General features: G+C 61.2%; 12 protein-coding genes and 5 pseudogenes. All 17 read right to left on the reverse strand.

Annotated features, from left to right (window positions below; genetic code table 11):
* Positions 1 to 15: 15 nt before the first annotated feature.
* The 17 genes and pseudogenes from ACFQDL_RS05640 to antB all read right to left on the reverse strand — a co-directional run bounded on the left by ACFQDL_RS05640 (position 16) and on the right by antB (position 13,367).
* Positions 16 to 888 carry a TRAP transporter substrate-binding protein gene (locus ACFQDL_RS05640; protein WP_379912899.1) on the reverse strand — a complete coding sequence of 291 codons (873 nt, stop codon included), beginning with the start codon at positions 886 to 888 and terminating at the stop codon, positions 16 to 18.
* A gap of 543 nt (positions 889 to 1,431) precedes the next feature.
* Positions 1,432 to 1,695: a hypothetical protein gene (locus ACFQDL_RS05645; protein WP_379908177.1), complete on the reverse strand. Its 264-nt coding sequence runs from the start codon at positions 1,693 to 1,695 to the stop codon at positions 1,432 to 1,434.
* Between the two features lie 12 nt (positions 1,696 to 1,707).
* Positions 1,708 to 1,998, reverse strand: a pseudogene (locus ACFQDL_RS05650) (DUF6537 domain-containing protein); the annotation flags it as partial.
* Positions 1,896 to 3,029: pseudogene (locus tag ACFQDL_RS05655) on the reverse strand (indolepyruvate oxidoreductase subunit beta family protein); the annotation flags it as partial. The pseudogenes ACFQDL_RS05650 and ACFQDL_RS05655, both read right to left, overlap by 103 nt.
* Complete coding sequence (locus ACFQDL_RS05660; protein WP_379908178.1) at positions 3,026 to 3,448, reverse strand: hypothetical protein; 423 nt, start codon at positions 3,446 to 3,448, stop codon at positions 3,026 to 3,028. The pseudogene ACFQDL_RS05655 and the gene ACFQDL_RS05660, both read right to left, overlap by 4 nt.
* Positions 3,448 to 5,190, reverse strand: coding sequence for a thiamine pyrophosphate-dependent enzyme (locus ACFQDL_RS05665; protein WP_379908179.1), 1,743 nt, complete (start codon positions 5,188 to 5,190; stop codon positions 3,448 to 3,450). The genes ACFQDL_RS05660 and ACFQDL_RS05665 overlap by 1 nt, the downstream gene beginning before the upstream one ends.
* Before the next feature lie 21 nt (positions 5,191 to 5,211).
* Positions 5,212 to 6,410: pseudogene (locus tag ACFQDL_RS05670) on the reverse strand (alpha-hydroxy acid oxidase).
* 41 nt (positions 6,411 to 6,451) lie between these two features.
* Entirely contained in the window at positions 6,452 to 7,210 is a 759-nt protein-coding gene (gene dctP / locus ACFQDL_RS05675; protein WP_379908180.1) for a TRAP transporter substrate-binding protein DctP, read from the reverse strand.
* Positions 7,211 to 7,585: 375 nt separating this feature from the next.
* Positions 7,586 to 8,901 (reverse strand): annotated as a pseudogene (locus ACFQDL_RS05680) (TRAP transporter large permease).
* Complete coding sequence (locus ACFQDL_RS05685; protein ID WP_379908181.1) at positions 8,901 to 9,422, reverse strand: TRAP transporter small permease; 522 nt, start codon at positions 9,420 to 9,422, stop codon at positions 8,901 to 8,903. The pseudogene ACFQDL_RS05680 and the gene ACFQDL_RS05685 overlap by 1 nt, the downstream one beginning before the upstream one ends.
* A 37-nt stretch (positions 9,423 to 9,459) precedes the next feature.
* Complete coding sequence (locus tag ACFQDL_RS05690; protein ID WP_379908182.1) at positions 9,460 to 9,888, reverse strand: acyl-CoA thioesterase; 429 nt, start codon at positions 9,886 to 9,888, stop codon at positions 9,460 to 9,462.
* Between the two features lie 17 nt (positions 9,889 to 9,905).
* Positions 9,906 to 10,349 carry a MarR family winged helix-turn-helix transcriptional regulator gene (locus ACFQDL_RS05695; protein WP_379908183.1) on the reverse strand — a complete coding sequence of 148 codons (444 nt, stop codon included), beginning with the start codon at positions 10,347 to 10,349 and terminating at the stop codon, positions 9,906 to 9,908.
* 208 nt (positions 10,350 to 10,557) lie between these two features.
* Positions 10,558 to 11,480, reverse strand: a pseudogene (locus ACFQDL_RS05700) (catechol 2,3-dioxygenase).
* A 3-nt stretch (positions 11,481 to 11,483) separates the two neighbouring features.
* Positions 11,484 to 11,858, reverse strand: a complete 375-nt coding sequence (locus ACFQDL_RS05705; protein ID WP_379908184.1) for a 2Fe-2S iron-sulfur cluster-binding protein — start codon at positions 11,856 to 11,858, stop codon at positions 11,484 to 11,486.
* Entirely contained in the window at positions 11,827 to 12,621 is a 795-nt protein-coding gene (locus tag ACFQDL_RS05710) for an FAD-binding oxidoreductase (protein ID WP_379908185.1), read from the reverse strand. Before ACFQDL_RS05710 ends, ACFQDL_RS05705 begins: the two co-directional genes overlap by 32 nt.
* A complete protein-coding gene (locus ACFQDL_RS05715; protein WP_379908186.1) occupies positions 12,615 to 12,845 on the reverse strand; it encodes a 2Fe-2S iron-sulfur cluster-binding protein in 231 nt (76 codons plus the stop codon). The genes ACFQDL_RS05710 and ACFQDL_RS05715 overlap by 7 nt, the downstream gene beginning before the upstream one ends.
* A gap of 33 nt (positions 12,846 to 12,878) precedes the next feature.
* Positions 12,879 to 13,367, reverse strand: a complete 489-nt coding sequence (gene antB / locus ACFQDL_RS05720; protein ID WP_379908187.1) for an anthranilate 1,2-dioxygenase small subunit — start codon at positions 13,365 to 13,367, stop codon at positions 12,879 to 12,881.
* Positions 13,368 to 13,370 lie beyond the last annotated feature (3 nt).

Consider the following 13,370-nt stretch of genomic DNA (forward strand, 5'->3'; position numbering starts at 1 on the left):
AGACGTTGAGCCCTATCAGCTGCCCTTGATCTCGGCAGCCGCCTTGCGGAGGTCTTGCAGTGCACCGGCTTTCTGCGACCAGGTGCCCTCCCAGGTCTCGATGGCATCGGCGAAGTCCGCACGACCGGCTTCCTTGATCGTGATATCGAGCTGGCGCAGCTGCTGCTCCTGGTCCTTTTCCTGCGCCTGGAAGCGGTCGATAACCGAATCGAGGTGTGCCTTCATCGTGGTCTGGATCAATGCGCGGTCCTCGTCCCCGAGTTCACGCCAGACCCGGCCCGACACCACGCCGACCATCGGAAACATCATGTGGTTGGAGATAAGCAGGTTCTCGGCCCGCTCGTAGAATTTCAGGATCAGGATCGAGTCGAAATCCATATCGATGGCATCGACCTGGCCGTTGGCCAGCGCATCGTAAACCCCCGGCAGCGGCAGCGGGGTCGGCGCCGATCCCAGGGCGGTATAGAAGTCGCGGATCGGCTCGAACGGCGTGATGCGCAGTTTCTTGCCCTGCAGTTCGGCAGGACCGTCAACCGCATCGCGGCTCAGCACCTGGCGCATGCCCGCCATGCCATAGCCGATGCCCACGACACCGACAGCCCCCGGCAGCTGGTTCAGCATGCCCGTTGCGGTCTCGGAGCGCAGCAGCGCAGCCGCCTGGTCGATGTTGTCCACCAGGTAGGGGGCATAGAGGGCGCCGAAATCCGGCACCCGGTTGGAGATCTCGGCGATGGTCAAAAAGGCCATGTCCAGGGCACCGGTCTGCAGCTGCTGCACCATCTGGGCTTCGTTACCGAGCTGCTGGGCCGGAAATACCGACACGCTGTGCGCGCCGCCGGACTTCTCGTTGAGTTCCTTGCCGAAGTCGTTGGCCGCCTGGGTCCAGATATGGGGGCGGCGTGATCAGGCCGAGACGGAAATCGCGGGCCTCGGCGGTAAGCGTGGTGGCGACCAGTGCAGCCGTGGTCGTGGCGCTCAGTAACAGACGTTTGAAGCGAGTCATGGGTAACTCCATTGTTGTTGTAGTGGTTTCCGCCAGAAAAGAAGACGGTTTGTCGGGTCACCGTCAAAGCGCTGAAGTGCGTTGCGGTTACGGGTTTCAGTTCCCCTATCTGACCAGAGGTGGCAGCCCCTGGACTATCCCGATATTCCACAACCTCTATCCTGTTTTTAAGCACAGGAGGTACGGTCATCGTCAGTTGCTCCTAAAATGACGATGCTTCGCGTATCCATTCGGTGCGGTGCGGAAACGGCCGGACAGACGACAACAACTTGAAAAAATCACTTTTAGTGTGGCAGTGCTACGCCCACCAAGGAAGCTGAAGCGGTGCTGCAGCGCAGCACCGGGCAGGATTCAGGCCAAACGTTTGAGAAGTGCATCGTCCAGGGAAGGCTGCGTGGGCCTGCCGATCATATTGGGGGATAGGCCTCCTAGGTTGCCATGGCTTCCGGTGTCATGACTTGAACGCCACCGGAACCCGGGCCGGGCGCGACCATTGCGGTGAGCTCACCCAACCCGCTGGACCTGAGTCCGGCTACCAGTTCCGAACCATCTTCGCTCCTGAGCGCATCGGCTTTCAGCTGGCGCAGGATATCAGCCCCGCGGGCCTGCCCTCTGAGCCGCTCAGCTGCCGCGCTGAGAACACCAAAAACCCGCAGTCCCCTCTCCCTTGTCTTGCTGTAGCCCTTGATCAACTCCGGCAGAGTCGCGACTTCGCAGGCCAGGTCGTAATCGACCGCAATGATCGCCTCCAGCTGCGAAAGCCAGTGTTCGATCCGTGCCTGCTCGATGGAATCTCGCAACGTAAGGTGCCGTAAGGGGCGCAGACAAGCCACCAGGTAGAGCGACAGAAAGCCGCCGAGGCTCTGGGTGGAAACTTTTTCGGCCCTGCCAAGAGCCTCTCCGCCAGCTTCGAGGCCCAGCGGGTGCGCAGTACCCAGCGCCCCAGGGACGCCGGCAGCGTTTCCGCCACCTCCTCGATACGGGGATGCAGATATTCTCGGAAGTAGGCTACCTGCTCGGCGTCGATGCCAACCTCTTCGTAGAGCCCGTCAAAGCGCCGGACGCGGGTCTTGATATCGGCGACACGGATCGTATCTTCGTAGGCCATCCACAGCGCCAGTCGCGACGCCACCTGACAACTGAAGCGCCAGCCGGTCGCAGCGCCGCCTGCGTGGCGCTCGTCGAGGTCGCGTATCTGGCACATCCGTTCGCAATAGCGCGTCGCATAGCGAAGGTCACTGTGATCCAGCAGGCGACGAATCCCTTCGGCCAAGGGCGCCACCAGAAATTCCGGGAACTCGCGCTCGAGCCGTTGCAGCAGCGCCTGAATTCCGGGGTTGCTGCCACGGTAATGCCATTGACTGACCACCGGGCCCGGGATTTCCGGCGGCCGCCCTCCCTGCCGGGCGTGTTCGGCGCCGGCCGCGAAAGCCGTAAGACTGGCCTCGACACCGACACCGCCGGACCGTATCGCGTCTTCAAATGCCTCCCTGGCAAACGGCAACACACCGCTGCCAAACACCGCGCCGAACAGTACCGCGCTGACCACACTGCCGGTCTCTTCGGCCAGCGCAGCCATGTCGAAGCTGATATAGCGCTGCGCCATATCGCCGGCAGCCCGGTGGACGGCGCCGGAGTCCGCCAGGGCGTTCCCCAACGACTCCTTTTCCGTCACCGCATAGGCGCGATGCGACGAGGCAATCAGCGTGGTCCGGTCGGGCGTGACGAAGCCGCGCTGTATCGCCCGCCCGGCCTCCATCAGTTCCGCCGCCACGACCAGGTCGACATCCCCGCTGGCCGGCGACAGCGACAGCACCGGAAGGGCATCGGACGCCCCGCGCCGGAAAAGTTCCAGATAGTACACGGTAGCGCCGGTGCGCTGCGCCACGCCAGGTACCGACGTCGACTGTGCATGCCAGCCCGCCGTCTCCGCCAGACTGACGATCCAGTCGGCCAGCACGCCGCCGCCCTGTCCGCCCATAGCCGTAATCGCGATATTAATGCGATTCTTGACCACCTCGCTCATCCTGACACTCCTTCCAGCAGATTCATTTCATGGCGCTTTTCCGCCCGCCGCTGCAACCAGCCGATCAGGCGCCGCGACAGGCGCTGGCGCAGCCTCTCCATAATGCCGGCATTGCGCACCACCTCGACCTTCACGAAGGAGGGACAGAGGATGTCCGCATGAACGTTTTCACCGCACAGGCCGCAACCGACGCAGCTGTTATCGATATGGGTGACCGGATCGGAGCGCCAGGGATCGGGGTTGGGCTTGACGGTCAGCGACGGGCAGCCGGACAGCCGTATGCACGCCCGGTCGCCGGTACAGGTCTGGCCGTCGATTGCAAAACGGCTCTCGACCACCCGCTTGCCGGCCTTGATATCGGCACGGCGGTCGCGTTTTTCACGCCGCTGCCGGTTCAGCATGCACTCGGACTGCGCCACTATGACTTTTGGCCCCTGCCCCTGGTTGCCACGGCTTCACGCAGTGTCCTGAGCATTGCCGAGACATCATAGGTACGCGTCAGAGTCCGCACCCATTTCACGCCTACACCTTCGACAGCCCGGGAAATGGGGTTGTTGGTGGAGCGGTTCGGGTGGGCCGCTTTCGACGACAGTATGTCCTGACCACCCGTCGCGGCCGTGTAGGCGTTATCGATGATCAGATTGACACCCTCGCTGCGGTTGAAGACCGCATTGCCGATACCACTCGTCAGGCCGTTGTGCCAGAAGCCACCATCCCCCATGATTGCTATAGCAGGTTTCTCGGACGCGACGTTGAAAGCCGAGGTCGAAGCACCACCCAGGCCGTACCCCATTGTCGTGGCGCCGATATTGAACGGCGGCAGAATCGAGAACAGGTGACAGCCGATATCACAGCTGACGTGGAAATCCCCTTTCTCGCGCTGCAGCAGCTTCAGCGCCGAGAATACCGGACGCTCGGGACAGCCTGTGCAGAAGCCTGCCGGACGGGCCGGCACGACGTCAGCAAGGGTTTCGACCGAAAGCGGCTTCGAAGGCACGAAATTCAGCGCTGTTTCGTCCTGCAGCAGATCCAAAGTCTGCTGCTGGATAAAGGCTCGAAGCCCCTTTTTCAACACGTCGCATGTATATTCGCCACCCCTCGGCAGCACGGCTTTGCCCTGGAGACGCGTGGTGCAGCCGGAACGCGCAAAAAGGCTGTTGATCTCATGTTCGATGAACTCCGGACTGCCCTCCTCTATCAGCAGCAGGGCGGACTTGCCCGTGGCGAATGCGAGCAGCTCGTCGTCGACCAGTGGAAAAGCCACATTGAGTACATAAAGCGGAATCTCGGAGTTGCCGTAGGCGTCGGCCAGTCCCAGGTGCTCCAGCGCTCTGACGGTGGTGTTGTAACAGCCGCCCTGAACGACAATGCCGATATCATCCCGGCTGCCGGCAAAAAACTCGTTCAGGCGATGCTTTTTGATGAACTCGACCGCCCTCGGCAAACGCTCCTCGAGCTTTTCCTTTTCATGCAGGAAAGTCGAGGGCGGCAGCACGATCCGACTCAGATCGCGTTTCGGGTTCGCCAGCGCTTCGGACAGCGTGAAGGCGGGTCTGACATTGTCGCGGGCGGTGAATTGCCCATGCACATGACAGGCCCGTATCCGCATCTGGACCATGACCGGCGTATTGCTCGCCTCGGACAGCTCAAAACTCTTCTCTACGACTTCAACGATACTCGGCAGGTTGGGGCGCGGATCCAACAGCCAAATATGGGACTTCATCGCGAACGCATGAGTACGCTCCTGCATGATCGAAGACCCTTCGCCATAATCCTCCCCTATGATGATGACGGCGCCGCCGGTGACGCCTCCGGATGCCAGGTTGGCCAATGCATCCGACGCCACATTGGTGCCAACGGTCGACTTCCAGGTCACGGCGCCGCGAAGGGGGTAGTGTACCGATGCCGAGAGCATCGCTGCCGCCGTCGCCTCGCTGGCACTGGTTTCGAAATGGACCCCCATGTCGTCAAGGATTTCCTCCTTGGCGTCGGCCAGCACATCCATCAGGTGAGAGATCGGCGAGCCCTGGTAGCCACCCACATAGGCCACACCCGACTGCAGCAGGGCCTTGGTCACGGCCAGGATTCCCTCGCCATGAAACTGCTCGCCGCCACCGGCGTGGAGTTTTTTCACTTCCTTTTTAAACGAACGTTCAGCCATCTAAACCATTCTCCTGTACTTTTAGCGGCGCACGGTCCCGTCAGGATCGGCGTTCCACTGTTTCAGCGCAGCGATATCGGGGCATCGGATCATCTGCATCGTGTTCTCCACTTCCTCTTTGAGGAGCCTGATCACATGATCCGCTCCCGCCTCGCCCAGGGCGGCGATGCCGTACATGAACGTCCGGCCGAGCAACGCAAAATCGGCGCCCATGGCAATGGCCCTGGCGACATCAAGACCGGAACGCAAACCGCTGTCGACAATGATCGGAAAATCCGCACCTACTGCCCGTCGTATTGACGGCAGGACCCTCAGCGGCGCGGGACAGGCATCGAGCTGGCGCCCGCCGTGATTGGACACCAGGATTCCATCGAGGCCCATGTCCCTGCAGCGCAATGCATCCTCGGCACGGAGCACTCCCTTGACCACCAGCTTCCTGGCCACAATCGCCGATAGTGCGCCAGACGCGACCAGGGCACGGCCCCCTCGATCCTGGCGGGCAGGTAGTCGTTCGAACGACGCCGGTATGGCTGCAGATTGCGGAAACAGGGGATACCCTGCCGGGCCGAAGCCAGCGCCCACTGCGGGCAGCTCATCAGCTCCATAACGGTACGAGGACCGAATCTTGGCGGCAGTGCCAGGCCGTTACGGATATCCAGCTCCCGGCGTCCACCCACCGGTACGTCTACGGTAACCACCAGGACCTCATACCCGGACCGGCGAGCTCGATCGATCAGGTCGGTTTCGATGGCCCTATCGCTGAACGGATACAGCTGGAACCAGGCTACCCCGGGCGCGAGCTGCGCAACCTCTTCAAGACTGGCGGTGGCGAAGGTACTGGCGGCCACCGGACACCCCTGCTGTCGTGCCGCCTGTGCCAGATAGCGGACAGCGCCTGGCCAGATCAGCCCATCCATGCCGATCGGCGCGATGCCGAACGGCAGCCGATAGGACTGCCCCATCAGCTCGGTACTCAGATCAACGCTGCCGCACTCATCAAAGTAGCGAGGCACCAAATCCACCTGATCGAAGACCCGCCTATTGCGCTGTACCCCGGACTGACGTCCACTACCGCCCTGCAGGTAGTCGAACACGAAGCGGGGCAGGCGTCTGGCTGCCCGCTCCTCGAGATAGACCGATGACGGGAAGCGCTGCATCAGTTTTCTTTCAAGCATGCTCGATATCCAGTCAGCCGCCCGTATGGGCGGCTCTGCTCCCATTGAAGTGGCCAACCCGGAGGGCGGCGCCCAGCGATAACCGCTCAGTCACCGAATCGACTTTTCAAGCCCTTGACCTGGTCCGGGCTCAGTTGCTCCAGCGCCTGCCAGCCGGCCTGCTGAGCCAGGGCCTGGAAACGCGAGGCTTCCTCGACCGGCAGTTCAATCGGTGTAATGCCGGCCTTCAGCTGCTGCGCCTTCTCGGCTTCGACACCCTCTACCGCTGTGGCGTTGAGCGACTCGATCCAGGCGACCTGGCGTTCGAGAAACGCGCGCTGGGTCTCATCCAGCTTTTCCCAGCGGCTCCGGTTCATGAACAGGCTGACCTCGACGTTGTAAAAGCCGGGCTCCACCCGGTAGGCCGTTTTTTCCTGCCAGCCAAGGTCGAAGATCCCCACCGAGGGCCAGCCGTAACCGTCGACTACACCGCGTTCCAGAGCAGTGAAGACCTCTCCTGGTGCAACCTGCAGCGGTGTAGCTCCCAGTGCCTGGAAAAAGGGCCGATAGACCGGCACTCCCCTGAGCTTGAAGCCGCTGAAGTCGGCCGAATCGACCGCCTTGTTGCTGTATATGTGGTATTCGAGCCCGTCCGACAGGCGCGCCAGCCAGACCATGTTCGCCTTGTCGCGGTGCAACTTGTCCATCAGCGCATAGCCACCGTTGGCCCTCAGCTCCGCCATCGACTTGTTGGTCAGCGTCATGGCCAGGGTTTCCGGCACCAGGTTTGCATGGAAGACGCCCGTGCTGTTGGCCATATCGACGACGCCGGTCCTGACGGCGTTGCCGACCTCGAATGGTGGCATCGATTCAGGCCCCCCACGACCTGAATCTGAACGAGTCCCTCGCCTTCGGCATTCACCCGCTCGACGAACTGTTTGAACCGCTGATTGAAGTACGTATCCTGCCCGAACGCCGAAACCGCTTTCAGCGTGACTTCAGATGCCTGTGCCATTAAAGGGCTCAGCATCACCAAACTACCGCACAGCATTTTCTTGACTTTATTATTCATCTGTTTGCTCCACGTTCTATTGCATGCTCGTTGTTACAGACCCGGTCACACCTGGTCACCGGTTTTCCGCCGAGACCCGCTGGTGTCGGCACGACCCCGGGATGCACGGCAGCCTCCTGCCACGCCAGCTTGCCGCGCGGCAGGTTCCGTCGCGACTCAATTGAAGCGATTACCCCATCAGACCGGGAAGCCACGTCGCCAGTCCCGGGAGCAGCAGAATGCCCCCCAGCACCAGGCCTTCAATCAGCAGAAACGGCACCGCCGCCGCGTAAATCTGCGGCAAGCGTACCGATACGGGCGCAACACCCTGCATCACCATCAGCAGTAGACCAAACGGCGGCGTCAACAAACCCAGTTCCATGGCGATCAACATCATCACCCCCAGCCAGATCGGCTCGACACCGGCCGCGGCCGCCAGGGCATGAAGAACGGCAACGTGACCATCATCATGCTGATCTGATCAACCACACAGCCCAGCAGCAGAATCACGGCCAGCATGCCGACCACCAGCCAGAACGGCGACAGGTCGTAGCCGGAGATCAGCGACAGCAGACCGCTGGTCGCGCCGGAAAAGCTCAGCTGCTGCGAAAAAGCGGTCGAGGCAACCAACACGAACAAGATGATGACCGAAACCCGCGCCGTCTCCAGTAATGAACACAGCAGGTTCTGAGGTGTAAGCGCGCGGTACGTCAGGGTAGCGATGACAGAGGCCAGGACACCGATCGCCGCAGACTCGGTTGGAGAGGCCCAGCCGGCCAGCATGCTGCCGACCACTGCGACGAAGATAGCCAATAGAGGCACCACATCACGCAGGAACGGCCACCATCGCTGCCAGCCACGTGCTGGCTCCGCGCCGTCCTCATCGTTGCCGGTGGCCGGCTCGGAACGGGCACGAATCACGACGTAGGCAAGAAATCCCGTCGCCATCAGCAATCCGGGGACGATACCGCCTACCAGCAGCCCGCTGATGGAAACACCGGCAAGGCTCCCCAGCATCACCGCCAGTGCCGATGGCGGTATCAGCATCGCGATACCGCCAACGGCCATGATCGGCCCCATCGCCAGTGTCGGGTGATAACCACGCTTGAGCATCTCGGGCAGAAGTGCACTCCCCATCATCGCGGTATTGGCGATCGTGGAGCCCGAGAGCGCGGCAAAAGTGGTGCCGCCAAGTATCGATACGATGGAAAGCCGCCCGGGCACACCCGCAATCAGCCGCTCGATGCTCGAGATCGCCCGGAACGCCAGACCGGTATGGAACAGCAGCTCGCCCATCATTACGAACAGCGGAATCGGGGTAAGGGAAAAGCTGCTGATCGAACTGACCGAGTTACGTACAAGCTGCCCTATGCCTGCTTCGCCTCCCATGAAGAGCCAGGCACCGAGCAGATTCACACCAAAGAATGCGAATGCCACCGGCGTACCCAGGAGCATTAATCCGAACAAGGTGCCGAGCATGACCAGAAGTGCCAGATACCATTCCATCAGCACAGCTCCCCGGCACTCTGCGAGCGCATGAACAGGCGGCGACCGAACTCCAGAGCCAGCAGTGCAAAGCCGACGATCATCGGCAGATTCAGCCACCACTCGGGAAACACCAGCACCTTGAACACCAGACTACCCTGACTCGCGCTGTCGAACGTCACCCTGAGACAATATGCTGTCAGCACTCCACAGATCAGCATGCCCAACAGGTTGATGGCACGCTCGACTGCAATACGCCAGATTAGGGGCAGTAGCCGCAATACGATATCGATGCGTATATGGTTGTCGCAATAGAGCAACCAGGGAGCCGCAAGCATAGTGGCAGACATCAGCAGATACTCGCAGACCTCCACAGTCCAGGGCATTGAGTAGGCTGTCAGGTTGCGTAACAGGATGTCGCCACAGACCAGCAGCGCCATTGACGCGAAACTCAGTGCCGCCACCAGCCCGCATCCCGAGAGCAGCCGGTGATAACAGCGGTTGACGGACACTAACGGAGGATTTTCGATCACAGTATCCATGCGTGATTACCTTTTGTTGTTATTGTGGGAACCGGCATCAAGCGCCAACGGACGCTTCTGTCCGAATGTATTTGGCGACCTGGCGGCGGATTTCGAGTGGTATCGACAGCTTGCCAATGGTTTCGCCAACCGTGGTAAAACAAAGGACGATCCTGGCTTCAAGGACGGTTTGCCCCCTGCGTGCGCCCTCGATAGCGATCTCGATAGAGCTGTCACCCTGTTTCAGGCAAGACAATGCCAGCAACAGCCGTTCACCCTGGCGGCAGGGTTGCGTGAAGCGGATATTCAGGTTGACTGTCGGAACTCCGGCACCGTAGCGCCCCTTCATCTCCTGAAAGGGAAACCCCATTTCGTCGAACCAGTCCTCGACTGTGTCGTTGAGCATCTCCAGATAGCGTGGATAAAAGACGATCCCTGCCGGATCGCAGTGCCTGAACCGGATCAACTCTTCTCTCAGATACCGCATCTGTCGCTCCCATCGTCCTATTGCAGCCTGTGTTTAAGCACTTTGCTCATCTGCACCAGGTTGCGGTGCAGGATGTCGAGATCCTCGGCACTGATCTCATCCAGCAACTGGGCGATCCATTCCTTATGCAGCTTGGCCATCCGCTCGAACGTATCCGCGCCTTCCGCGGTCAGGCTGATCAGCTTGACCCGACGGTCATCGGGCAGCGCTTTTCGTTCCACCAGGCCATCTCGTTCCAGACGATCCACCACCCCGGTGATGTTGCCGTTGGAGACCTTCATCCACTGTGAGAGCGCTGACATTTTTTCGGTGCCTCCGGCATGATTCAGCGCAGCCATCAGGTCGAACTGCGGCAGCGTGACATTGAACTCCCGCACAAAGAGTGTGCGCAGCTCCTGCTCGATCAGTGCCGTGTTCGACAGCATCCGGAACCAGGTCTTAAGCGATAAATCGTCTTTCATTGCTCTTCCCGTCAGAGACAGCCCAGGGGCCGCTATCCACTTTGCTTCACATATTAATATTTTATACTTAAAATATTCAAGCAAAAAATATATCGCGCAGATACGCGGGAAACCGATAAGATTCGTGGGAGCCCGGCCTCCGGGCGAATCGGAATTCGCCCACAGACTGGGCTCCCACAGGAGCCTCCTGCAGGAGCCCGCTGCCGGCTCAGGTCAACGCGGTCAGGAAGCGCTCGTTGAGCTGCCGGTCGTGGTAGAAGATCGCCTTGCCGAGCTTGTCGGCATCCCAGGTGATCGGCGGATGATCCGGATAGAAGGCGTCGCCGCCGCAGAACACTTCGTTGCGGTTGCCGGACGGGTCGAAGAAGTAGATCGTCTGGCCGTGGGTGATGCCGTGGCGGGTCGGGCCGATGTCGATCGAGGTGTCGGTCATCGAGATCAGGTCGCCGGCCCGCAGCACGTCCTCCAGGTCTCGAGGAAGAAGGAGGCGTGGTGGAATTTGTTCTTCTCCGGATGCTTGATGAAGGCGATATCGTGGGCCTTCATCGACACGGTGAGGAACTGGGCGACACGGTTGCCTTCGGGGTCGACCACCTGTTCGCACAGATCGAAACCGAGCACCTTGTTGAACAGCTTGTAGGTGCCATCGATGTCGTCACCGTAGAGCAGGCAGTGGTCGAAGCGCTGCGCCTTCATGCCCTTGAGGTCACGCGGCCAGGCTTCCGGATTGTGATTGCCGATGCCGTAGCGGCCGGTCTGCTCCTTCTCGGCGAACAGCTCGAACGAATGGCCGGTCGGCGCTACGAAGCGGATACGGCGACCGCAGCCATTGAGCTCGCCGGCCGGGATCTGCTCGACCGCGCAGCCGTACTCGACCAGCTCGCCGTGCAGCCGCTCCAGCACTTCATCGTTGAGCACCTTGAACGCCATAAAGTCCATGCCCGGCGCATCGGCTTCACGCAGCACCACCGAGAACCTGTCGACCTCGGTCCAGCCCTTCAGATAGACACGGCCCTGGCGGTCGGTGTCGACTTCGATCAGCCCCATCAGGTCGCGGTAGTGGGCGACGGCTTCGTCGATGTCCAGGACGCGAATCTGTACGTGGCCGGGTCTCATTACACCTTTTTTCATCGCTTATTCCTCGTTGTTATTGTCCGGTTCCGCGGCGTGCTGCCTCGGATCCCGATAGTGGTCGGATTCGATCACCAGATCGCTGCGCGCAAAGATGCGGCAGGCCAGCACGATGCCTTGTGCCTCGTCCTGCTCGCTGATATGCGCCCGACTCATGCGCTTGCTGTCGTAACGGCCATCCAGCACCCGGATCCGGCAGCGTCCACAGCCTCCGCCGCGACAGCCAACGTCGATGGTCCGGGCACCGGACGCTTCCATCGCAGCCAGCAGGGTCCGGTCCGGCCGGGCAGCAAAGCTCTGCTGCCGGTTGTCGACCCGGATGCTGAAGCCGGCTGGCCGCGGGGGATCAGCTGGCCGAGAACTTCTCGTAGTGGACATCGCTGTTATCCATCTCGCGCTGATCGAGCCAGCCCTTGACCGCGTCCACCATCGGAGGCGGACCGCAGAGATAGGCATCGACTTCGCCACCGTTGAAGTGATGCTCCTCGAACAGGTCGGTGACGACACCGACCGGCCCCTGCCAGCCCTCGCTCGCCTTCATCACGATGCTGTGATAGCTGAAGTTCGGCAGCGTCTCGGCGTACTTCTGAATGCGCTCCATCTCGCACAGATCGACGACCTGGGTGACGCCGTAGAACAGCGTGACCGGCAGGGTACAGCGTGCCGGGTCCGCCGCCATCTCATCGAGCATGCCAAGGAAGGCCGCCAGTCCGGTACCGCCGGCCACCAGGATCAGCGGGCGCGTTACCTTGTGCAGATAGAAAGCGCCGAGCGGCGCCTTCAGGCGCAGCTTGTCGCCGGGCTGGGCTCGGTCGCGCAGGTAGTCGCTCATCACGCCCTGGGGCAGCAGCCGGATCAGGAACTGCAGCTGGTTGCCGTCATTGGGCTTGCAGGCGAAGGAATAGGAACGCCACTCGTCGGTGCCCGGTACCTGCACGTGGGCGTACTGCCCCGGCAGGAAGTCCAGCTGGCCAGCCCTGGCTCCCGCGTCGATATGCACGATGGCGGCCGATTCGGAGACGATCTCGACCTCCTTGACAATGGCTTCGACCTCTTCGGGGCCGGCACTGGTGCAAAGCGTCGAGTCGAAGTCGAACTTCACCGCGCAGTCGGAGGCGACCCGCATCTGGCAGGTCAGCACGCCCCCTTCTCGAGATCGGCTTCGCTCAGCGCGTCCTCGTCGACGTACTCCAGCTGGTAGTCACCGGACTGGCAGGTTCCCTTGCAGGTCGCGCAAACGCCTTCACGGCAGTCGACCGGGATGGTGATACCCTGGCGCAGGGCGGCATCCAGCACGGTCTCGCCGACGTTGACATCGATAAAATGGGTCCGTCCGTCGCTGAAGTTCAAGGCTACTTTATACATTGGGCACCTCCTGGGTACTTGAACGCCGCCCGCTTAGACGTGATAGAAATCCAGTACGTGACGGATCTTGTCGTTCAGCAGGATCGACTGCTTGCGACGGATCTTCCAGCTGTCGCCGTCCGGGCGCAGCCGGTACTCGGCACGGCCGAAGAAGGCTTCGGATTCGCCGAAGCGATAGAAGTGGGTCACCCAGTTGACCTTCACCTGCCAGGTACCGTCCTCCTGCTCTTCGCCCTGAACGTTGCTGATCAGGTGCAGGGTGCGCGGCATCGGGCTGCAGGCCGCCGACTTGCCGGTACGGATGCGGTAGACGCGATCCTCGAGGCCGGCACGATCGGGGTAATAGATCAGCGACATCTCGCGCTTCGGATCGGTGGTATGCACATGCTCCGAGTCCCACTGCGGGATATGGAACTCGCTGTCCTCGTCGAACTGCGCCAGATATTCATCCCACTGCTGGCGGTCGCAGAACTCGGACATGCGATAGAGAAACTGCTCGATACTGGTCAGTACGTTGCTCATCGC

This window comes from Marinobacterium aestuariivivens (assembly GCF_042661465.1).
Taxonomy (GTDB): domain Bacteria; phylum Pseudomonadota; class Gammaproteobacteria; order Pseudomonadales; family Balneatricaceae; genus Marinobacterium_A; species Marinobacterium_A aestuariivivens.

What these genes read in the sequence shown, in the direction of transcription:
- ACFQDL_RS05665 (WP_379908179.1), bottom strand. Translation starts at nt 5,190, where the DNA reads ATGGCTGAACGTTCGTTTAAAAAGGAAGTGAAAAAACTCCACGCCGGT.
- dctP (WP_379908180.1), bottom strand. Translation starts at nt 7,210, where the DNA reads ATGCCACCATTCGAGGTCGGCAACGCCGTCAGGACCGGCGTCGTCGAT.
- ACFQDL_RS05685 (WP_379908181.1), bottom strand. Translation starts at nt 9,422, where the DNA reads ATGGATACTGTGATCGAAAATCCTCCGTTAGTGTCCGTCAACCGCTGT.
- ACFQDL_RS05690 (WP_379908182.1), bottom strand. Translation starts at nt 9,888, where the DNA reads ATGCGGTATCTGAGAGAAGAGTTGATCCGGTTCAGGCACTGCGATCCG.
- ACFQDL_RS05695 (WP_379908183.1), bottom strand. Translation starts at nt 10,349, where the DNA reads ATGAAAGACGATTTATCGCTTAAGACCTGGTTCCGGATGCTGTCGAAC.
- ACFQDL_RS05705 (WP_379908184.1), bottom strand. Translation starts at nt 11,858, where the DNA reads ATGTCCACTACGAGAAGTTCTCGGCCAGCTGATCCCCCGCGGCCAGCC.
- ACFQDL_RS05715 (WP_379908186.1), bottom strand. Translation starts at nt 12,845, where the DNA reads ATGTATAAAGTAGCCTTGAACTTCAGCGACGGACGGACCCATTTTATC.
- antB (WP_379908187.1), bottom strand. Translation starts at nt 13,367, where the DNA reads ATGAGCAACGTACTGACCAGTATCGAGCAGTTTCTCTATCGCATGTCC.